General features: G+C 56.5%; 21 protein-coding genes and 1 pseudogene. 15 read left to right on the top strand and 7 right to left on the bottom strand.

What is annotated here, in order from left to right; all coding sequences use genetic code 11:
* The first annotated feature begins 184 nt into the window (after positions 1-184).
* The 3 genes from ACST81_RS26730 (at position 185) to ACST81_RS26720 (ending at position 2762) form a co-directional block, all read left to right on the top strand.
* On the top strand, positions 185-400 hold the full coding sequence (locus tag ACST81_RS26730; RefSeq protein ID WP_116979320.1) for a hypothetical protein: 216 nt from the start codon (positions 185-187) through the stop codon (positions 398-400).
* Between the two features lie 120 nt (positions 401-520).
* Positions 521-1111, top strand: coding sequence for a hypothetical protein (locus ACST81_RS26725; RefSeq protein WP_012476012.1), 591 nt, complete (start codon positions 521-523; stop codon positions 1109-1111).
* A gap of 1012 nt (positions 1112-2123) precedes the next feature.
* The gene (locus ACST81_RS26720) at positions 2124-2762 is read left to right on the top strand and encodes a Shedu anti-phage system protein SduA domain-containing protein (RefSeq protein WP_077768120.1); all 639 of its coding nucleotides are present in this window, start codon (positions 2124-2126) and stop codon (positions 2760-2762) included.
* A 198-nt stretch (positions 2763-2960) separates the two neighbouring features.
* Here ACST81_RS26720 and ACST81_RS26715 read toward each other — a convergent pair.
* Positions 2961-3947, bottom strand: a pseudogene (locus ACST81_RS26715) (tyrosine-type recombinase/integrase).
* A 101-nt stretch (positions 3948-4048) separates the two neighbouring features.
* On the bottom strand, positions 4049-5200 hold the full coding sequence (locus ACST81_RS26710; RefSeq protein ID WP_012476015.1) for a site-specific integrase: 1152 nt from the start codon (positions 5198-5200) through the stop codon (positions 4049-4051).
* A gap of 125 nt (positions 5201-5325) precedes the next feature.
* On the opposite strand from ACST81_RS26710, the gene ACST81_RS26705 reads away from it, so the two are divergent.
* Entirely contained in the window at positions 5326-6279 is a 954-nt protein-coding gene (locus ACST81_RS26705) for a DUF1403 family protein (protein WP_012476016.1), read from the top strand.
* Positions 6280-6281: 2 nt separating this feature from the next.
* Complete coding sequence (gene scpB, locus ACST81_RS26700) at positions 6282-6977, top strand: SMC-Scp complex subunit ScpB (protein WP_077768119.1); 696 nt, start codon at positions 6282-6284, stop codon at positions 6975-6977.
* Between the two features lie 118 nt (positions 6978-7095).
* Here the strand turns inward: scpB and ACST81_RS26695 are convergent, their stop codons facing one another.
* Genes ACST81_RS26695 through ACST81_RS26685 form a run of 3 tightly spaced genes read right to left on the bottom strand, consistent with a single transcriptional unit; the run spans position 7096 to position 7907 of the window.
* Positions 7096-7353: a hypothetical protein gene (locus ACST81_RS26695; RefSeq protein WP_077768118.1), complete on the bottom strand. Its 258-nt coding sequence runs from the start codon at positions 7351-7353 to the stop codon at positions 7096-7098.
* 17 nt (positions 7354-7370) lie between these two features.
* A complete protein-coding gene (locus ACST81_RS26690; protein WP_162854303.1) occupies positions 7371-7631 on the bottom strand; it encodes a hypothetical protein in 261 nt (86 codons plus the stop codon).
* A 51-nt stretch (positions 7632-7682) separates the two neighbouring features.
* Positions 7683-7907: a DUF2188 domain-containing protein gene (locus ACST81_RS26685; protein ID WP_077768116.1), complete on the bottom strand. Its 225-nt coding sequence runs from the start codon at positions 7905-7907 to the stop codon at positions 7683-7685.
* A 116-nt stretch (positions 7908-8023) separates the two neighbouring features.
* Here ACST81_RS26685 and ACST81_RS26680 point away from each other — a divergent pair, with 116 nt between their 5' ends.
* The 10 genes from ACST81_RS26680 (at position 8024) to ACST81_RS26635 (ending at position 17891) form a co-directional block, all read left to right on the top strand.
* Complete coding sequence (locus ACST81_RS26680; protein ID WP_010900329.1) at positions 8024-9148, top strand: AAA family ATPase; 1125 nt, start codon at positions 8024-8026, stop codon at positions 9146-9148.
* A 52-nt stretch (positions 9149-9200) separates the two neighbouring features.
* Positions 9201-11408, top strand: a complete 2208-nt coding sequence (locus tag ACST81_RS26675; protein ID WP_271363758.1) for a S8 family peptidase — start codon at positions 9201-9203, stop codon at positions 11406-11408.
* A gap of 53 nt (positions 11409-11461) precedes the next feature.
* Positions 11462-12694: a hypothetical protein gene (locus ACST81_RS26670; RefSeq protein WP_077768115.1), complete on the top strand. Its 1233-nt coding sequence runs from the start codon at positions 11462-11464 to the stop codon at positions 12692-12694.
* Between the two features lie 42 nt (positions 12695-12736).
* The gene (locus ACST81_RS26665) at positions 12737-13111 is read left to right on the top strand and encodes a hypothetical protein (protein WP_142843416.1); all 375 of its coding nucleotides are present in this window, start codon (positions 12737-12739) and stop codon (positions 13109-13111) included.
* Between the two features lie 144 nt (positions 13112-13255).
* Positions 13256-13717: a hypothetical protein gene (locus ACST81_RS26660; RefSeq protein WP_142843417.1), complete on the top strand. Its 462-nt coding sequence runs from the start codon at positions 13256-13258 to the stop codon at positions 13715-13717.
* 136 nt (positions 13718-13853) lie between these two features.
* Complete coding sequence (locus ACST81_RS26655; protein ID WP_010900332.1) at positions 13854-14243, top strand: hypothetical protein; 390 nt, start codon at positions 13854-13856, stop codon at positions 14241-14243.
* Positions 14240-14767 (top strand): RES family NAD+ phosphorylase, encoded by a 528-nt coding sequence (locus tag ACST81_RS26650; protein WP_077768113.1) that lies wholly within the window; start codon positions 14240-14242, stop codon positions 14765-14767. Before ACST81_RS26655 ends, ACST81_RS26650 begins: the two co-directional genes overlap by 4 nt.
* A 35-nt stretch (positions 14768-14802) precedes the next feature.
* Complete coding sequence (locus ACST81_RS26645; protein WP_012476023.1) at positions 14803-16071, top strand: YiiX/YebB-like N1pC/P60 family cysteine hydrolase; 1269 nt, start codon at positions 14803-14805, stop codon at positions 16069-16071.
* 56 nt (positions 16072-16127) lie between these two features.
* Positions 16128-16427, top strand: coding sequence for a hypothetical protein (locus ACST81_RS26640; protein WP_077768112.1), 300 nt, complete (start codon positions 16128-16130; stop codon positions 16425-16427).
* A 522-nt stretch (positions 16428-16949) separates the two neighbouring features.
* Entirely contained in the window at positions 16950-17891 is a 942-nt protein-coding gene (locus tag ACST81_RS26635) for a hypothetical protein (RefSeq protein WP_077768177.1), read from the top strand.
* 207 nt (positions 17892-18098) lie between these two features.
* Here ACST81_RS26635 and ACST81_RS26630 read toward each other — a convergent pair whose 3' ends face one another.
* Positions 18099-18908, bottom strand: a complete 810-nt coding sequence (locus tag ACST81_RS26630; protein ID WP_010900336.1) for a hypothetical protein — start codon at positions 18906-18908, stop codon at positions 18099-18101.
* Positions 18909-19527: 619 nt separating this feature from the next.
* Complete coding sequence (locus ACST81_RS26625) at positions 19528-19770, bottom strand: hypothetical protein (RefSeq protein ID WP_142843418.1); 243 nt, start codon at positions 19768-19770, stop codon at positions 19528-19530.
* Positions 19771-19773 lie beyond the last annotated feature (3 nt).

The following is a 19773-nucleotide window of genomic DNA, read 5'->3' as shown; positions in this document are numbered from 1 at the left end:
AGAAGCTGAGCCCGCTGCTCCGAAAAAGACTTCAAAAAGGAAATAACACGAAGGCTGAAAAAATTCGTGCGAATGCGTCGAAACTGGCGAAGCAGAAGGTCCGCGGCCTTACCGGGGAGGAAAAGCTGGAAAAGATTGGTCAGATTGAAGCTACGGTCGCTGGCGGCGCAACCTTGAAGATGCCGTGAAAAGCGCTGGTATTTCGGATCAGACTCATTATCAGTGGAAGAAGGCTTTGGCTCAACCGGCGCCACCCGTTTCCGCAGCATCTCTTTCGGTGGATGACGAACTCGCCGAATTCATCCAGCTCGAGGAAGAAAATCGGCGCCTCAGAAAGCTGCTCTCAGAGAAGCTGCGCGCCGAAAACGCTGATCTGCGCAAGAGACATGGTATGAGTTAGCGGTCTTTCGGTGTCCATCCCTCGATCACCTTGACGTGCAATCCTCGGGATTGGCCGGTTTCAAAAATTCCCGTGCATCCTGATCATTCTGCGCCCTCACTCATTCCATTTCTTAGGAACATGCGAACACCACGATCCAATTTCATCGTCGAATATAAGACGAACAGGCGCCAGACACTTCGCCGAACCTCAATCTGGGGCGATCTGGATTTGCAGGCTGTTGCCCGCGCGGTAGAGGCTGACGATGTGATGCCAAAGCTTGATCTGCCTCAAGCAGCATCAGTTCAGGAGGACGTTGTCGCGGTGAAGTTCGAGGTGGTAGACTACTCGGATGTTCCGATTGACGGCGAAGTCCCTCCGGATAGTCCTGCCGCAACGTCGTCGTCGAAAGAGTTTTCCATCGAGTCTGAAGCTGTGGAAGACGATGCGTCCGACCCCACGCGCTCGGTGCATCAGCAGCGTAGCCCGGGTTCAGGATGGACTCCGAAGTCTGGAGCGAAAGCACGGAGTAAGAAGACGCCGTCAGCGAGCCCCGCAAGTGCACCAATTCTCAATCTTCGCCGCGATCCCCCGCTGCTGTGCGGCTTGGATGAAGAGCTCGCCGCTCTCGAGGCTGAAAACCGCCATCTGAGAAGCCTCATGGTCGTGAAGCTCCGGAAGGAGAACGAAAGGCTGAAGTTCATGCTTCGGCGATTTGGTCAAAGTCGCTAAGTTTGATTACTAGCACGAACGAGTATGCGCATCGGTCGGCGACCGCTGAACCCGCAGTAGCAGGCGTCTAAGGCGGGAATCTCGTAAATTCGGTGGTTGATGGTGTCGTTTGGCATTTAATCGTAAGAACGCGGCCGTTCCGGCAGGTGGTGGCATTTAATTTGAGATTTTCGGTGCGATTTTCGGCGTCTGGCACCTTCCGATTTGGCAATAACCGTTTGTGACGGTTTAGCATTTTCTGAGGACGATTGGCCGACGGCATTCATCTTTTCCATGGCGACGAATCTCACCTTAAGTGCCAATCGAAGCCTGAATCTCAAAATTAACTGCTCAATCTCAATTTAAGTGCCACGCTATCTTGTTGAAATTATCGCATGCGGAGTCTTGCGATTAAATGCAAAACGACACAAGACTCCCATTATGTTGTCGTCCATTCGGGCGCCTCCCCGGCCATCTTTCCTACGCTGCGACCGCTCTGTCGACACGATCGCCTTGACTTGGTCTTGGCCACTGTGCTCGTAAGCAATGACGACGTGGCGAGCCCTGGACACGACTTAGCCGTTGTAACGCTCGATGAGGTCCCCGGTGGACGGCCCGAACATTCTATCGAATGTCCTGCTGCTGTCGATAGGCCATTCACTGCAGCCAAGGTCGGAACACGTTGAAAGGTGGGGGGGATCGTACTACTATATAGTTGGAACGAAAGGCGATCAGCTTCGATGCAGATAGTGTGGACATTTACAGCGCGGTCATACCTCGACCAACTCGCATCGGAAGAGAAAGCAAAGGTGGTCAACGCTGTTGAACGTCTGTCGCGCGGCGGACGATCCTCAGCTCTGGAGCAAACAAAGCTATTGCTCGGGACGAAAGATCTCTTTTCCCTTAGGGTGGGAGCCGAGTTGCGAGTCCTCGTTCGCTTCGAGGGCGAAAATCTAAAAATTGAGGACGTCGTTAGGCGTAGCCAGCTCGATGGATTGCGGAGAGTTGAGAGGTTGGCACAGGCCCACTCTGTATGAAATCCTTTGTTTCCTTAAATCTTGATACTTCGATCTTACGACAAAACCTGGACGAACTTGACGAGCTCCTTAAATCCGAGAGCCATCTCAAGGAACGGGATCAGATAGCGCCATTTTTTAAAGAGCGCCCGCATCTCTGCGCTGCTATTGGCTACGGAAACAATGCTGTCGAACTACCCAACTGCTGGGCAAGCGAACTCGACTTGTTTGGCGATTTCGTGTGCGACGCGGCTTCTGGCGATACTGAGGCGAATGCATTCACATTGATCGAGGTCGAGGACGCGCGAGAATACAGCATCTTTACAAAGCTCGAAGCCGGAAAATCAATGAAACACTGGTCCAACCGATTTGAGCACGGCTCGTCGCAGTTGGTTGATTGGGCGTGGCGGCTGTCGGAAGAAAAAAACTCTTCCGCATTCAGACGGATTTTCGGTACGAATAGCCCGACAATTCACCTGCTTCTGATTGTAGGGCGTGATGCGGATCTCGTGCCAGATGATCTTGATCGACTTCGCTGGCGTGCTAACAATGTTGCCTTTGGTGGTTATCGGATGTCGTGCTTCACCTTTGACGGAATACTAGCCTCAATCCGTCGTCGTCTTCTTCTGGCAAGCCAGCCGTCAGAGGTAACCTGAAACGTTTGCGAGATCCGGCTGAAGGCGCCAAGCCCGCGATCTTACAACGGCCCCGGCGTAACAATGAAAACGGTCATCATCTAAATTACAGAAGTGCTCACAAGCCCGAGCTAAGTTAGGCTGCTTCTCCTGAGTAGTGCCGTTTGAGATAGACTTCCATCCCCAACTGAATTTGCGCGAACCAAGGTCCTGACAGACTCATAACAAGCGCGCCGCGCGTCCACACCGTCTGGTGGCATTGCTGGATGCCTGTTGAATCGAGCGATGACGTGACTGCTCCATCGCCTCGGGTAGGGGAATGCCTCGGTTCGCCGCCTCGGCCAGATACCTGACCGCAACCCATGGGCCGAAAACTCCCCGCTCTCCAACCCGGCCATCTCCACCCTCTGCTTGATAACGGCGTTGACCGACTGCGGATCGAGCGCCCGCCGCGAAATTGTCCCCCAGCGCCCGCCCCCCCCCCCGAAACACGCTGCCCTTGTCGATCTTCCCCCGCCGCCAGCCAGGCATTCAACGCCTCGACAGGCCGGCCGGTGAGATAGACGACTCGTCCTCCTCGCCTGACGTCGTTTTGGTACGGCCAAGATGAATGGCGAGAGAGGGGAGGGGAGTGCCGCCTTCGGTCTCGATCGGAGCTTCCACGGTCAGTTGTTCCAGGCGAAGGCCTGCGATCTCGCTGCGCCGGCGGCCGCCGGAGGCAAAGGCGACCATCAGGATCGCCCGGTCGCGGAGATCACGCGGGCTTTCGGTCGCGCACGTCACCAACAGCTTGGCCAGCACGTCGCCGGTGACCGCCTTTGCGCTTTTGCGGCGGCGTTGCCGCAGGACGGCGCGCACATCCAGACGAACGGCGGATTCGAGGGCAGGGGAGCCGAAGGCGTCGGTAAGCCCGCGCCATCTGGTCAGTGTCGACCAGTTCGCCAGCCGACGGAGCACGGTCGCCGGCGCATGTGGGCCGGCGGACTTGAGGAATCCCTGGTGCCGGAGGTTTTCGGCCACGTCTGCCGGGATGCCGTGATCTGAATCGGCAGTACGTTTCTCCGGATCCCACAGGTGATGGGTGACGAATTTCAGGAGCAGCGCTTCGGGCGCCGGCCAGGGTAGAGATTTTCCGGAGGCCGCCAGACCCCAGGCTTCGAAATAGGCGAGATCGGAGGTCAGCGCCCGGAGCGTATTGTCGCCCATGCGCTGTGTGGCTTTTAGCTAACAATTTCAATTGAAGCGGAAAGCTAAAAATCCGACACGCAATTTGCCCCAACGAGTTCATAGTGAGCAGGGGAGGGGCCTCAAAGCCCTGTGGCTTTGGTGAGATTGACGCGAAAGCGGTCACGCCGGCGCTGGTATTTCCGCGTCATTTCCGCACTGGCATGGCCGAGCTGCTTCTGGACATAGCGCTCGTCGACCTCCGCGGAGGAGGCCAGACCGGCGCGCAGCGAGTGACCGGAGAATTTTGCCGCGCGTTCGGCCTCGTTGAGGTCGCCCCTGACGCCGGCGGCCAGTGCCGCCTTTTTGACGAGACGGGCGACCTCGCGATCGTTCAGCCGGTCCGGTCCGACATCCTTGCCCTGGCCGCGGACGCGGCGGAACAGCGGACCCTTGGCAATCCGGGCGAACTTGATCCAGGTTTCGATAGCGAGAACCGGACAGGTCGCATCGGACGAGCCGCGGCCGACTTCCACCTCCCGCCATCCGGTCTTGCCGCGCAGGGTGACGAGCAGGCCCTTCTCGAGGATCTCGATCCAGCCGCGCGCGTCCTCGCTCTGGTCGCGGCCGATATCGAGCCCAACGATCTCGGAACGGCGCAGACCGCCGGCAAAGCCGATCAGCAGCATGGCGCGATCGCGCAGGCCGCGCAGGGTTCCCCTGTCGAGCGTTTCCAGCATGCCGATCAGGTCTTCGGGCAGGAGGGCTTCCTTCTGCCGCGGCGGGGCGGCGTGCGTGTTGCAAATGCCAGCCATTACGGTGGCGATATGACGGTCCTTGCGGTCGAGCGGCGTGCCGCGCTGGGCGTAGCTCCAGGTCAGCGCCGAAAGGCGGCGCTCGATCGTCGTGACGGAGCTGGGCTTGCGATCGGCCGCAGCAGTGCCGGACGCGAGCGCCGTAATGTACAGGCCGACGGTGTGCGGATCGGGCGGTAGGGGCGCGAGACCCTGGCGGCGGCACCAAGCGGAAAAGTGCTTCCAGTCGGAGGCGTAGGCCTTGCGGGTGTTGGCGGCGCTCGCCGCCTCGACATAGGTACGGGCGCGTTCGGCGAGCTGCTCGAGGTGCGCCGGCAAGGTCCGCGCCTCCGGAAGAGGGGAGGGGAGGCCAGCGCTGGCCGTCGAGATGCCGACCGCCATCTGCGGCGCGGCAATAGCGTCGCGAGCGGTCGTGCTCTCAGACGGAGAGGAGGTCTCTGTGGCGTGATTTTCGTCGTTTTGCTCGATGATATGGGCCATTCTTTATATAAAGAGCAAAACGTCCGATAATGCAAGATTATCGGACGTTATATATCCGCGACAAGCGGTGCGGTTTAGGCGGATAATGCTGGACTAAACCGCTCACCTAATCTACACTCCGTCGCATGGATTCGTTCGACCCCTCCGCTCCAACCGCCCCCGCCTGGTCGCCCCGCATGCCGGGATGGGCACTGCCGCGTGGTCGCGACATCACTGAATCCGACGCCGCCTTCGCCGCCGGTATCGCCCTGAAATCGCTCGATGATCTGATCCGCGCCGATCCGCCGTGGCTCGGCTGCTGGCGCGATCGCCTTGCTCTCAAATCAGCTGCCGTCGCCGCCAGAATGCTTGGCCGCAATGAAGAGGAAACCGCCATTCGCGACGCGATTTTGCTCACCGCGCCCGGCAACGATCCCGGGCCGGCCGGAAAGCTGTTTCTTGCCATACGAATGCTGACGCGCCAATCCGGGACGATTGCCACGCCATTCGTTAAGGAGCTCTGCGCGCTGCTGGGGATTGGCTGGGAGGATGCTCTTGTCTCCGTCCCGGATTTTGTCGATACGGCGATCCAGTCCGGGCGCGCGGCACCCCTCGCAGTTGCCGAGCTTGTATCGGCGATTACGACCATTCGCCCGGACACCGAGGTGCTGTCGCTTGGGCTCGCCGAGATCGTTCTGGCGCTAATGCTGAACTGGCCGAAACCCGTACCGCTGCTAATCCCCGAGCGGTTTGGCGAGGCGTTCCGCACCATCGGCGGCCGTGGTCGCGTCCGGTCTGGCGAAGCGGCTTATCCGAGGGCGATCTGCCTGGCTTTGATGGATGGTGTGGCGGCGGCGCTGCGATCTGCCGTGGAGATCGATCGAAGGGCAGCGCGGTTGCTGGCTGTGGCACCAAAGCTCCGTACCAGGGGCGCCGAGCCGGTGATCCGGCGTTTGCTGTCCGACGACGCTATTCTGGCGTCGGTCCCAGGAAGCGAGCTGTCGCGCTGGGCAGCGAACCGGCTGTTCGATCGGCTCGAGAGTTTTGAAGCGGTGCGCGAGCTGTCCGGCCGCTCCTCCTTCCGCATCTTTGGATTATGATGATGAGGGGAGCGAGCGCGACAAAAACCACACTGCGTCGGGCAAAAGACCGACAGCAAGATGTCCTGTATGATCGCGAGCTCGAGGACTTACCGCAAGAACTTCGTTGGCGGGAATGGATGCTGCGGATTGAGGCGGTGATCTTTGCCTCGGCTGAGCCGGTCAGCCGCGAGACGCTGGCGCGTGTGGTGGGAAAGGATTGTAGCATTGATCTGTTGATCGACGATCTCGTCGAGGAGTTGCGGGATCGGCCTTACGAGCTGGTGTCGGTCGCCGGCGGCTGGCAGCATCGCACCCGGCCGCGGTTTGCCGAGACGATTCGCGCGTCTTCGGCCCCGACAAGGGGAGGGGCGGCGGCACTCTCCGAGTTCGAGGCGATGGTGCTGATGGCGGTGGGATATTTACAGCCGATTACCCGCGGCGAGCTGTCAAAGATCTTTGGGAAGGAGGTCAGCCGTGACGTCGTTGGTAATCTGCGCGGGGCGGGTTTTATCGGCTCCGGGCCACGCAGTCCGACGCCAGGCGCGCCCTATACTTACATAACGACCTCACACTTTCTTTCGGTCTTTGGTATGGAGACGTTGCGTGACCTTCCCAATATCGAAGCGCTCGAGGACGCCGGCTTGCTGAGCAGACGTGCCGTTCAAGATGATGTCGCCTTCGATCCAACTGAAGGGGAGGCAATGTTCATTGAATGAATGAGGGCAGCGTACTTCTGCATTTGCGACCCGGACGAAGGCGCTGTGACGGGAGCAAACTGCAGAATTTCGTCTTGGACAACCGTGCTGTCTTCCAATGGTCCGTCCGAGAGACCTTCTAAGGCGAAGTCCGAATGGGAAACAGGTCCCCGCCGTAGTGGTGAAGCCTGGTGTGATGGCGACGGCATAGCCATCGGACGTTCAATGGCTCGTCGTATTGATCGTGATGAGCATCGACGTCTTCATCACCACAGACCTCACACGTGTTCTTTCTCAGCTCGCCCGCCTTCACGGCACGCTGCACCAAGAGGTGAGCCTCATATTTTGCAGGATTAGCACGCCGCCAATTCGCTTGGCGGGTATCTGTCTTTAGCATCTATCTAGTCTTCCCGATCAGTTCAGGGTGTAGCGCTTCCAGGGTATCGCCTGCATTGGCACCCGCGACAGAAAATTAACAAGATCACGTCGGCCACGATATGTCGGTACGCCCCTGCTGTTTTGTGCCATGAGAACAATCGGCACGCCCGGGAATGCTGGCTGGAAGCTATATGCAACGTCGTCGGCCTGATGGCCGCTGTTCAAAACGTGCGGCTTGACGATGACTATGGCGAAGGTGACGCCCTGCTCGCGAACTAATGCGCCTTCAAACTGCATTTCTTCTCTCCTTTGATGAAGAGGCCGCCTCACTCCAGGCGGCCTCAGGTTTTAGCCACGCGGCGGGAACGGGTCGCGACCGTAGGAATCCTTGTCCCGGATTTGTCCGTTGGGACGGTGGATGACGACTTCGCTCTGCTGGTTGATCGCAATTTTGCGAGCAGCGGCAGCCGCGTCGGCCTGCGTTCCATGGGTGGAGGTCACTCGCTGATTTCCAGCGCCCCGCACGGCCCATTCGCCGTTATGGGGAACCACATGCTGATTCTTCCTTGTCATTGCATCAGAATCTTTTTTCTTGAGTGCCGTAAGAGTTTACATTAAGGAAAATTTAATTGTCAATATGGCTATTGTGGTTTACGAATGGATGACGAATTTTTACGCATGGAGTGATCATGACCATTGAGATGAAAAATGTGCTGGAGTTGGCCGACGCGGCACTTTCCGCTGACTACACGCGCGTACGCAGAGCTGCGAATGCGCTTGCGCGAGATCTCGACAAGAATGGTGAGACTTCCATTGCCAAGGAGCTGAAGGCCCTGGTGCGCAAGAGGGGGGTGCCTTTGAAGGCGTCTGGCTACGTGGAATCGCTGCCCGTGGACTCGAAATCCCGCTTGCCGCTTGTCGAGGAGCAGACCTGGCCCGATACGCCTATTTTTCTCAACGAAGGCGGGTGGCATGTGTTCAGCGATTTCATCGCGGATGCTCGGCGCATTGATGACTTGAGCGCCAAAGGATTGGCCTCACGTCTTGGGCTTCTGCTCTCTGGCCCGCCAGGAACAGGCAAGTCTCTCCTTGCCGGCCATATCGCTGCGCAACTGTCTCGTCCGCTATATGTCGTCCGGCTCGACTCGGTCATCTCCTCTTTGCTCGGGGACACCGCCAAAAATATCCGCTCGGTGTTTGATTTCGTGCCGGCGCGAAACGCCGTTCTTTTTCTCGATGAGATGGATGCAGTCGCAAAGCTGCGTGACGATCGTCACGAGTTGGGCGAGCTCAAACGCGTTGTCAATACCGTCATTCAAGCGTTGGACGGGCTAGACCCGAGCTCGATCGTGGTTGCTGCAACCAATCATGCGCATCTTCTTGATCCTGCAATATGGAGGCGGTTTCCTTATAAAATTGAACTCGGTCTTCCGGATGAAAGCGTTCGCGCTGACCTTTGGCGCCATTTTCTCTTCGAGGACAAAGATGAGGAGAGGCGCGCCGAGCTATTCGCCGTCGTGTCCGAAGGGTTGTCGGGGGCCGATATCGAAACGATGAGTCTGTCGGCGCGGCGTCATGCCGTTCATGAGTCGCGTGATATTGATTTTGGAGCCGTCGTTGTGGCTCTGCTGGAGCCGCGGTCAGGCCGTACTGTCCCTGTACAGCGGCAGCCATTGGATGCGGAGCAGAAACGCCAGGTTGCAATAGCCCTCAAGGAGAAGTACGCCATTGGGGGCGCGGATACCGCCCGCATTCTCGGAGTGTCGCGGCAAGCCATTTACGCTTACCTGAAGCAACAGGAAGGGGAGGTGTAGTATGGTGGAGCCTAGAGACCAACCTCTTCTCTATCCCGTTCTGAGCCTTCAGATGGATCCGGCGCTGCGGAGTCCGACGGGGCGTGGCAAAGGCATCGACAGCATCGTCAAGGAGCGGCTCGGCCGGCAGCAGGACGTGCTCGCGAGCGAAACACGCGACATTTATGAACACCGTACAGAGTTGCCCACATACTCGGGTTTGACGCACCTAGTCGTTCGGATGTTCAGTGAGGATTCCCTTGCTCCAACGCACACCCCCGATGACTTGTTCTCGCAGCGTCATGGATGCAGGCTAGTTGCTCCTCTTCCTGGCGGCTATTTGATCGAGGCTGAAGTCAAAGAATTGCCTCGCCTCCTTCGCGCAATCGAACATCCAATCGGCTATGCGGTGCAAGCCGACATATCCCGTGTTTCGTCTCTCGGACAATTTGATGCGAAAAGTCGTCTGCGCGGTCGATCGTTCAATGAGCTCTGGAATTCCGCACCGGAAGATGATGACGGACGCTTGTTCGTTGTTTGGCTTGCGCCGTTCCGCGATCGAGATGCCAAGGCCGAAGTCCTCGAGCGTATCCAGCGCTTTGCCAATGAGAGGCTGGTCATGCCGACATTTACCAGCGTGCGGCTCACGCTCGGAACATCTGAGGAATCGGAAGAACCGCGTTCTCTCACGACACCACGACAATCCAGCATTGCAAGGGCAATGCGAGATTATCGAAACACCGGCGTCGGACGCGCTGCAGTTCGAATTCCGAATAAAGAAGGGTTGAGACAGCTCATTGCGTCAGGCGCTTCTTATCGCATTGATCCTGTGCGGCCGATCAGAGTGGCAGCACCTGGCGAAGGAGCGGAGCCTCCTGCACCAGTAATCGATGAGAATGCTCCAATCGTTGCCGTCGTCGATGGCGGTCTGCATGCGCGAAGCTACACCGCAGCTGAAGCTTTCAGGGCGACACCTTTCGTCACGAACGCCCAAGCCGACAAGCCTCACGGAAATAGCGTTAGCTCCCTCGTTATCCATGGGCACGCCTGGAACAAAAATCGCTCGCTGCCTCAACTAAACTGCCGTATCGGAACTGTTCAGGCCGTCCCCCATCGGAACGCCAATCGGCGCTTTGATGAGCGGGAGTTGGTCGACTATCTGGCGGAGGTTGCGCGTCTTTATCCAGAAGCGCGCGTCTGGAACATCTCTGCCAATCAGGACGGCGCCGGTTTGGATCCCACCGAGGTCAGCGTTCTCGGCCATGAAATCAGCCTTCTCGCGAGATCGGCGGGCTTCCTCCCCGTCATCTCTGTCGGAAATGTCACCCCAGATAACAATTCAAGACCTAATCCCCCAGCAGATTGCGAGGCGGCGATTGTCGTGGGGGGCCGTCAGGCGCTTGCTGACGGTACGCCGGGTGACAGTTGCCCCGCATGCCTGCCAGGTCCCGGTCCTGACGGGATGATGAAACCGGACCTGTCGTGGTTTTCGAATCTCAGGATGCTGGGTGGGGTCGTGGATACGGGAAGCAGTTACGCAACGCCGTTGGTATCGTCTTTGGCAGCCCACACCTTCGATAGCTTACGGGAACCAACGCCGGATCTGGTTAAGGCTCTCCTCATCAATTCAGCCGAGCGAAGTGAGCACGATCCCAACCTCGGTTGGGGAACCCCGTATCAAGGGCACCTCCCTTGGACCTGCGCGCCCGGCAGTGTCACGCTTGCGTGGCGGGCACAACTCGAGCCAGGAACCGCATACTACTGGAACGATATTCCCATCCCTCCCGAGCTGGTGCGTGACGGAAAATTGTTCGGACGCGCCAGCTTGACCGCTGTTTTGCGGCCTCTCGTGTCGCCGTTTGGCGGCGCTAACTACTTCGCTTCCCGCTTGGAGACATCTCTGGCGTATCAGTCGGGAGCGGATAGGTGGCCGTCGCTACTTGGCTCAATGAAAGAGTCGACGCTTCCGGAAAACGACGCTCGCGATGAACTTCGCAAATGGCAGCCTATCAGACGGCACTGCAGAGACTTTTCAAAAGGGAGCGGACTTGGCTTTTCCGGACCATACCTGCGGCTTTACGCCCGCGTGTTCATGCGTGACCTCTACCAATTTGGGTGGACGCATCACAGCCAAGCGGGCGCGCAAGAAGTTGCGTTCGTGCTCACCCTTTCAAGCGCGGACGGAGAGAAGTCGATTTATGATTCAACAGCTCGTGCGCTCGGAAACTTCGTTGAAAGCGCCGTCTTGAACCAAGACATCGAGGTCTCGAATGAGATCTAGCTGGTCGGTGTCCTCCGGATTTGCGATTGGGCCCTTGCAAGCGAGGCAGATGCGTGAGGCGTAGCCGCATTTCCATCGGTTTTTCCGAGAAGGAATTTGCCGAAGCGTTGGCACCCAGGGTCGCTACCGTGGGCACGAGGCCGGTGGATGCCGTTGAACAACTGCTCACACAAATTCTCGTCGAAAATCTTCGGCAGCAAACAGCTTTGGCGCTCCGGAAGATCCCCTCGGTGAAGCTTCACTCGATGTATTTCAAGGAGCGCTGTGCATCCTTAGCGCGGCTTGCGGACATCGGGTACGACACCTGGTATGCCGAACTGGCCTTTTCCACAACCAGAGAGAACATGGTTGACGGCGTTGAGATTGACACACAGGGTTTGCACCTAAGTCCCATAAATTGTGGCCCTGCAGGGCTGATCACACACCGACTTTGGTCGAAGCAGCTAAAAACGCAAACCAATCACATCCTGCGTTTGAACCACGTGACGATTCCGCCCAGCACGTTTCTTGAAACCAAGAAAATGATGGAGGCGATTTGCCTTGAGCAGCCGCTGGTCGCGAACCCTCGACCTGGTCCGCGTACGCAAGGCTATGAGTTTGGGATCGAGGGCTTTGAGTTTGTTGCATTCGATCATTTAGTTACCGGGAAGCGTTGTTTCTGTTCATGCGCTCGCCTAGCTCATGAAAAGATGATGTCAGAGGCTATAAGGATTGCATCTCATTCAGGCGCATGGACCCATCAGGTTGTTCGATTGTTGTCGGATGCGACCTACATCGACGAAATATGCCACCTGTGTATCGCCCGTCGCTCGGGACCGGAGGCTGCTGCCAGCTTCTACGGTGATGATATTGGGGAATTTATCACGCCGTATATCGATCAGCTGATGTTGATGTCTGGAATGGACAAGTCCACTGCGCGTTCCGAAGTCCAGTACACTCTTGGTGTTCGCCGATGGATGAGGGAGGCAGAAATGTACAGTCTGGTGAAAAAGCTATTTCCCGACCAAGTTATCCTGAGGGAGGCGTCGCCCCCATGGCTGGGGCGCCAACGATTTGACGTGTATCTGCCCGCCATCGGCCTTGCTCTGGAACACCATGGTGAGCAGCACTACAGAGCCATTACTGCATTTGGAGGAGAAGTGGCGCTAAAACGTAACATGGAACGCGACGCCTTAAAGAGAAGTCTCTGTGAACAAAATGCCGTCCAACTTGTCGAGATTCGATTTGATGAGCAAATGACACTACCGCTTCTTCGCCGAAAGCTGCGGCGTTTCATTATGGCCTAAATGTATCAATGACGGCCGCCTTCACGGCGATAATGTGAGATATTGATTTCAGTCGCAGCCTGGGGTGTAAAATGTTCTACGAACGCGGATGTAACAGAATATCTCGATTATCATCTTGCTTCGGAACTGGAGACCGATTTCGCGATTATGTTGATCGGCCCTTGGGGAGCTGTAACGATGCCAGTCACGAGAGTTGAGCGAATTGTCGGCGGCCTGGTCATCGGACGTGTCGAACGCGGCTCCGACGGCTACTACGCCTGTCATCATTTCGGATCAAACGTGGATCCCTTACCCCTTAATACCTTGGACGATGTTGCGGACTTCCTTCGAGCTCATCCTCGCGGCGGCGTGCGAATGTATCCAGGTCGGAAGAAGATTTCTCGCAACATCTATATCGATGGAATTTTCCTTCGGTGACAGGTGCGCGACCGCCGTTGTCCTGATAGTTTTGGAGGTCGCTACTCCCGATGCTGACGCATTGAATGTATCAGGCTTTCATGCATTACGGATCTCCTAGGAACGGTGGGCATTATGCGAAGAGACGAGGTTGGGGAGGACCTAGTGTCTCTCGCCTTTGACTTTCTCTATTTTTTTGCGCGTTTCGAATATGCGCTCAAGGCCAACGGTTACCTAAAGAAAACAGAGCCAGGTCAGCCCGCGGAGGCTGGGTGGAGACAATTTCGAGAGCGCTGGGAAGGAGATTATAAAAGCAGCGAAGCCGCTGTGGCGTTGATCGCGGCTAACCCGAAAAAGCAGATCATTGGCGACGATGGAATGCTGGCGTTTAGAGCTGTGGGTTTTCCCGCCAGTACTTGTGAGCTTGGGCAGGTTATCGGCTATTGCCAGACCGTCCGTAACAACCTCTTTCATGGTGGGAAGAGCAGTACCGACGGCTTCGATAGCCCGGAGCGTACGAAATGCTGCTTTCCATCGTTCTCGTCGTGCTCGAGGAACTGGCCAGCGCTTTCGATCTTGGTGCTGACTATACCGGCTACTACTAAAACGCTCATCGATGAAGAGTAGACGCAGGCGCTTGATAGGCAGAGGCGTGAACGTGGAATGTCGTTCAAGAACGCAGCAGGCGTGATTTTTTACTAGCCAACCTTGATGTGCATCAAAATGTGCATATATTGTGCATAAGATTGAGCGGAGATTAGGCATGGCGCAGGCTCAGACAGTACATTCATACACAGTTGTTTCCGGCTTTGTTGATAGCCTTCAGGAACCGCGGACGCCCTATATTTCGCCGTCTCGCTTGTCAAAGGCGCTCGGCGTCAAAGTCGCAAACCTTGCAGAATTGACCGGTGTCCATCGCAATACCCTGCGCAATCCCTCCTCCGAACGCTTGCAGGGCAGGATGCGGGAAATGATCAAGGCGATCTCTGCGGCCGCCGAGCTGACTGGTGATCTTGCGAAGGCAATCTACTGGTATCGAAATGAACCGATTGCCGATTATGGCCATCGCACGGCCGCGGAGCTTGTTGCCGATGGTGAGATAGAGGCTGTTCTTGCCTATATTCGGGACCTGGAGAATGGAGCGCGCGGGTGAAGATTACCCGCATCGGCCCGAACGCAGTCTTTCATCGGTATCTAACACCTAAATGGGCGTTTCTTCCAACCAGCGGCGCCGGGGCCGCTATTGACGGCGGTCGCTTCAATCGACCCGGCGTCGAGGCTCTCTATCTTTCCGAGGCCCCCCAAACCGCGCTCGAAGAATATCGACAGGGCGCGAGCATCACACCGCCGGCGACGCTTGCAGCGTACAAGATCACGCTCAGCGAAGTAGCCGATCTGTCGCAAGGTTTCGATCCGCTTCTTTGGGATGCAGCTTGGTCTCAATGGGATTGTGCATGGCGAAAAATCGCTCGCATCGACAAAAAGGTCCCTCCCTCCTGGAAGTTGGCAGACAAAGTCATTTCATCCGGCCTTCGGGGGCTGCTCTTTCCGTCACTAAGGCACGCTGGCGGAACTAATCTTGTAATTTTTTCTGCCAATCTCATCCCAGATGATGACGTGCATGTTCACGATCCAGACAATCGTTTGCCGCGCGATCAATTGTCCTGGCCGCACTAGCAGCAATAGATGCCGGCCGGCTTCGGGGGAGGGGAATGAAGCGCATTAGTATCAAAAGTGTTCAGCCTGGAGATATTCTCCTCACAGCTCGACCGGGAAAGATAAGCAAATCGATCCGCTTCAGCACGGGGGGCATCGTTTCACACGCGATGATCTGCGTGCAGCATGGTTCGTTTATCGATTCCACCGCGGACGGGGTACAGGCGCGCAACCTGCAGCGGGAGTTGTTCGAGGATGACGAGCAGGTTTTCCATTTCCGCCTGAAGGAAGCTCTCCCCCGCGAGGTACTTTCAAATGTAATCGATTTCGCGCGGGCCGAGATCGGTGCGCGTTATTCTGTGCCGGAGGCCATGCGGTCGGTCGCTGCTGTCCGAAAGCCGAGATCGAAGCGGCAATATTGCTCTCGTTTAGTGGCCCGCGTCTACAGAAACGCGGGCATCAATCTTGTGCCGGACGCAGACTATTGCTCGCCGGAGGATTTACGACGTAGTCGCTTGCTGGTGGAAATCCCGATAGAGACCGAAGCCGTGTCCGAGGAAGAATGGCGTTGGCTCGAAACCAATCGTAACCCGATCCGAGATACACATCAGGCCCACAAAGCCATTCTTGACGTCGCTCGTACGTTCGTTCCGGACTTGGAGAGCCTAAACGAACTCCATGCTTTACTCGTGGTTCGCCCTGAGGCTGATCCGGAGATTGCAGAGGTTCTGCGCGAGAGCGGCTACCTTGATCTGTGGCGCGGTGAAATAGCGGCTCACCCTTGGCGCTACGACCAGAGCCTAATCGCAACGATGTCCGCGCCCGAGCAGATGGCCGACATACGTGAATACTGCATAGGTACAGTGAGCGAGGCTTACAGCGGAGGCGTGCGGTTTTCCATTAACCTCATACAGTTGCAGATGCTAGAGACCCAGCACGGCGGTCAATCCCTCCGGCTGTTGGTGGACCTGTACGAAACTCTTGTGCTTAACGATCAGATCCGCAGGGAGGTCGCGTGTGCGTGGCTGTTGAAGCACTATCCTGACGACCTGAAGAAACAGTTGGAGCAGATCGAGCCGCACAGCGCCTATTGGTATTCGGTCGTTGATCGCGTCGAACCGAAGCTGGCCGCGTTGTCGCGCATGGTCGTCACGGCGGAAGGAAGTTCGGAAGTCTGCTCGTCATGCGGCGACCGGCCAGCCATGTCCTACCGTCTTGCGAATGGCGCTCAGACGATGCCGGGCGTACCCTCCCTGCGCCTGTGCAGCGACTGCATCGAGATACGGCGCGGTATGGGCAACATCCTGATGCCGTTCCTGCATTGACTTGGAAAGAGAATGGGACCGCAAACGAAGGCTGTGATAAAAGAGGATGCGCTGCTTTGGGTGAGTTAGGCCGTTCAGGAAACAGTGTTCTGGACCCAGCGCAACTGCGTCGGATCGAAGCCGTGCATCGCGGCTACTTATTCCAGCACCTCTATGCAGTTCAATGTTTGTTGTCAGCCGCAACCATCGCTGCGCGGGAGATCGCTGTCGAAAGCGACGAAGATGTAGAAATCCAACTCGATGGCATCCGTATCTATGTGCAGGTGAAACATCGGAAAGATGCCCTTGCGTGGGATGATATCGAGGGCGCGATGTCACGTTTTGCGGACCTTGCCGCTGATTCGACGTTAGCCTAAGACCTATCGACCGGCTATAGCCGAAGAAAAATAGCGGGATATATGCGCCGACTCGCCGGCTGTGTTGATGAAGGCTAGCTCGCGCGATCGTGGCCGTACATGCGGAGCCTTTTAACTAGCATCGTTGAGAAGGTGGCGCGTTTGTGATCCTTAATCCCGCCTGCCGTGTTCATGAGCAGATCCGTCAACAGCGCATTCGTTTTTCTGCAATGCACTTGAAGAAGCCGATTGCCGTGATATGGCGCCGTGTCCAGTAAGATTGCCAATCTCTGCGCCGGCGGGAGGGGCCTATTCCCTCGACCATCAGCGACATTTAGATCGCGACAAGTAGCGTCACCTCGCAAAGTTGGAGAAAAAGAGGGTGGCTGTATTTGATCCGCTGGGCTGGCAGGGGCGCTAGCGTTGGCGCTCGTTCATGCAGCCAACCTGCATTTCAAGTGTTGCAAAAGTAATAGATTAGCAGTGGAGACGCCCTTTTCATCTGAGTAAGGTTAGCGTGATTGAAGAAAAATGGAGCTTCTCATGCCGTCCAGCAGCCAACGAACACCTCCCCGAGAATCTGAGTCTGCTCGGGTGAAGAGTGATCCTGCGTCACCAAACCGAAACCTACCTTCCGATGTACTTGCAAAAGTTGCTACCTACGTTCCAACCCAGGATGTGGTCGAAACCGCACGAGATCTCGGAAATCTAGAGCGAACTGGCTCCGCAGGTCGCGAAGCTTTACGTCGAGGCCCTATCGGAATTTATCACGCTCGCGTGAAAAGGATTGGTACATCGGCAAAAGCAGTCTTCGATACAATCATCCCTGGGGAGCAATTGCCTGATTGGCAGGTGAACCGGCCATCTGAAACGGCAAGAACGCGGGCGGTAGGACCACTTCTGAAGTTTCAATCTGAGGCTGGAAAAGCACGATTCACAACCAACATCCTGAACCTCCCTCAGCCTGATCAGTGCGACGCAATTCTGAGCGTGATAAAGCATCTGGACGATCTTGGGGAAGTCAATAAGACGCGCTTAATCGAACGTTCGATCGAAATCTTGCAGCTTGATCCCCCTCTTACTTGGAACCAGGGTCAGAAATGCCCCGCCGCAGACGTATTGGTCCAGGGCGAGAAGCACTTAAACGACGACCAAAAAACTCGGGTACAACACGAGAGGAACAATCGCCCGGAGCTGCTGCGCCTGTTCCGCCGGGCTGTCGCAGACTTTGAGATTGAAAAAAACATGGCGGCGCATCCCCGCAGGTATCAAGACGCGAAAGAACCGGAGGTGAAACCTATCGACGAGGTGATTGACATAATCGAAAGATATAGTCGATCGGTCGTGACGAGAGGGCCAAATGCTATCGGCCTTCTGACGGCACACGAGAGTTTCGTCAAGAACGTCGGTGATGCCTACACCCGTACGCGCGCCGAATTCGATTCATCCTCCCGCGATCGGGACAGATCGGCATTGTCACGGTAACTCTCGGCAGCCGTTCCGTGTTGGCGTGAGTGGAGGGATTACAAGGTGACTTGTCCCCGCTGTGCTCCAGGTTTCATTCGTGTTTGGTGCAGTCAATCGGCATCGGCCTCGTTGCAAGCTGTGCTGGTCCGAGGAATGAGGATTGATTGGCACCCGGAACGGCTTTTCCAAGGGGAAAACGCCAGCCGCAATCCGCAGTAGGGGCTTTCATCGTGAGATTGACATAGGACAAGGCTCGACCGGAGATGTAGAACAGGAGCGCGTGGGCGTGCTGCCCGACGCTCGGGTCGTGCGTCCCAATAGCCAGCCTTGGATTGCTATCGGAGCCGGAAAATCCAACACTTTGTTTGTGTACTTTTCTACCACAGCACTGAATGGTGTGCCGTCCTGCAGCTTCAACACGGCACGATGTTCGAGAAGAAACGGTGGCAGGACCAGTGGTCCTCTCCGGTTCGCAGTTAATTCATTTCCCATGTCCCAGCCTTCTGGTAGAGGAGACCAAAGCAGATTGGAAGATAGGTTGGTGCGGGTGAAGTTAAGAGACTGAACGGCCCTGCCGAACGCTATATCACTGGTGCTCAACGCGTTATTCATTTCCATTGTCAGTCTCGCCGGAACATACCAGTTGTCGGCTTCTGATAGTACGCGATTTCCGCAAACCAGGCGAACGCGGCGATAAGCGATAGGCTCCTCTGATCCCACGGCAAGAAGTTCTCGGATACTGCTATCGGCGGGCGTGTCTTGTACGCGCACGCGCTGGGCAACGATCTTGGAGTCTTCCGGGGCGAGTTTGTGCGCGGCACACCAGCGATCGAGCGTCAAGGTGGCGCTAGGATTTCCCAGGAGATTTGCATTCAAGGTCTGGAGAACTGCGAGCGCCTCGATCCGAGCGGTTGGTGTGTCCGGCCATGGAGAGGCGGTGGAAGATTCTTGTGCCAAGGTATTCGCGGCCAGCACGAGCGCTATAGTCGATGCGATTGCTGTTACCTGCACAGACTTTAAGCAAAAATTCGACATACTGAATTACTCCCTGGATGTGCGTGGGCGAGTTGAATGTTGATCTTGGGGAGGACTGGAAGCATCGCTGTTCGCGGAGTGGCCAGCGGGGCAGTTTGTTCCGGCTTTCGTGTCTGCTCATGCATCTTCCGCCGGCCGCCCAATCGTTCTGATTGTCCACCGTTGAGTTCAGCTCGTTTGGTGTACTGGAACTTCTAGCGTTCCTTCGAGGTTGGTTAAATGTCAATCGTGTTACAAATGTAAAGCATTGCCTTCGGACGCGTTGCCGTTGGATGTCATACCGAAAAAACTACGTTGGCTTCTCATTACTTCAGGAAATTCGAGTGCACTTTGTTTCGGATTAAGACGTAGATGTATGTACCAAACGGCTTTCCCCCGGTCAGTCGCCCACTCCCACCGCATTGACATGGCAATTTCTGCAGTCGGTTATTGTATCACGACAAGCCATACCGCTTTGAGGCGCCAAGGCGTCGTTGGAAGTCGTCATCTCTCGACATTGGCAATGGGGTGCGGGTAGCTTTGGAACATTTGATCTGAATCCGCGTCAGGCGCGGCGCATTCGTAAACGAGAACCGATTCAAGCGTCGCCGCCTTGAACTCCTTCGGCGAGTGGCCGCCATCAGTTCTCATCATCGTCTTTTGCTTTCGAAGTGAAAGCTTCATATTGCTGTAGTGGATAAAAAAATTCACATCCGTAGGCAAAGTCCAAGAGCAACTGTTGAAAAAATGATCTTTGTAGCGCAACGGTTGGTCCCTCGATCTCTGAAGCGGTTGGCAATCTTGTCGATTGCGTGCCGTCGACACCAGCCGGCTCCAGATCCGAGCGGCTGTTTGCAGTACCTGGTTTTTCGTTCAGGCTCATGGT

Source organism: Pararhizobium sp. O133 (assembly GCF_051669845.1).
Taxonomy (GTDB): Bacteria; Pseudomonadota; Alphaproteobacteria; order Rhizobiales; family Rhizobiaceae; genus Pararhizobium.
Note: the sequence above shows the minus strand (reverse complement) of the source record. Positions and strands in the feature narration are given on the sequence as shown.

Excerpts from the sequence above, each read along its gene's own strand:
- ACST81_RS26725 (WP_012476012.1), top strand. The coding sequence starts at position 521 with ATGCGAACACCACGATCCAATTTCATCGTCGAATATAAGACGAACAGG.
- ACST81_RS26720 (WP_077768120.1), top strand. The coding sequence starts at position 2,124 with ATGAAATCCTTTGTTTCCTTAAATCTTGATACTTCGATCTTACGACAA.
- ACST81_RS26710 (WP_012476015.1), bottom strand. The coding sequence starts at position 5,200 with ATGGCCCATATCATCGAGCAAAACGACGAAAATCACGCCACAGAGACC.
- ACST81_RS26705 (WP_012476016.1), top strand. The coding sequence starts at position 5,326 with ATGGATTCGTTCGACCCCTCCGCTCCAACCGCCCCCGCCTGGTCGCCC.
- scpB (WP_077768119.1), top strand. The coding sequence starts at position 6,282 with ATGAGGGGAGCGAGCGCGACAAAAACCACACTGCGTCGGGCAAAAGAC.
- ACST81_RS26695 (WP_077768118.1), bottom strand. The coding sequence starts at position 7,353 with ATGCTAAAGACAGATACCCGCCAAGCGAATTGGCGGCGTGCTAATCCT.
- ACST81_RS26690 (WP_162854303.1), bottom strand. The coding sequence starts at position 7,631 with ATGCAGTTTGAAGGCGCATTAGTTCGCGAGCAGGGCGTCACCTTCGCC.
- ACST81_RS26685 (WP_077768116.1), bottom strand. The coding sequence starts at position 7,907 with ATGACAAGGAAGAATCAGCATGTGGTTCCCCATAACGGCGAATGGGCC.
- ACST81_RS26680 (WP_010900329.1), top strand. The coding sequence starts at position 8,024 with ATGACCATTGAGATGAAAAATGTGCTGGAGTTGGCCGACGCGGCACTT.
- ACST81_RS26675 (WP_271363758.1), top strand. The coding sequence starts at position 9,201 with ATGGATCCGGCGCTGCGGAGTCCGACGGGGCGTGGCAAAGGCATCGAC.
- ACST81_RS26655 (WP_010900332.1), top strand. The coding sequence starts at position 13,854 with ATGGCGCAGGCTCAGACAGTACATTCATACACAGTTGTTTCCGGCTTT.
- ACST81_RS26645 (WP_012476023.1), top strand. The coding sequence starts at position 14,803 with ATGAAGCGCATTAGTATCAAAAGTGTTCAGCCTGGAGATATTCTCCTC.
- ACST81_RS26635 (WP_077768177.1), top strand. The coding sequence starts at position 16,950 with ATGCCGTCCAGCAGCCAACGAACACCTCCCCGAGAATCTGAGTCTGCT.
- ACST81_RS26630 (WP_010900336.1), bottom strand. The coding sequence starts at position 18,908 with ATGTCGAATTTTTGCTTAAAGTCTGTGCAGGTAACAGCAATCGCATCG.
- ACST81_RS26625 (WP_142843418.1), bottom strand. The coding sequence starts at position 19,770 with ATGAGCCTGAACGAAAAACCAGGTACTGCAAACAGCCGCTCGGATCTG.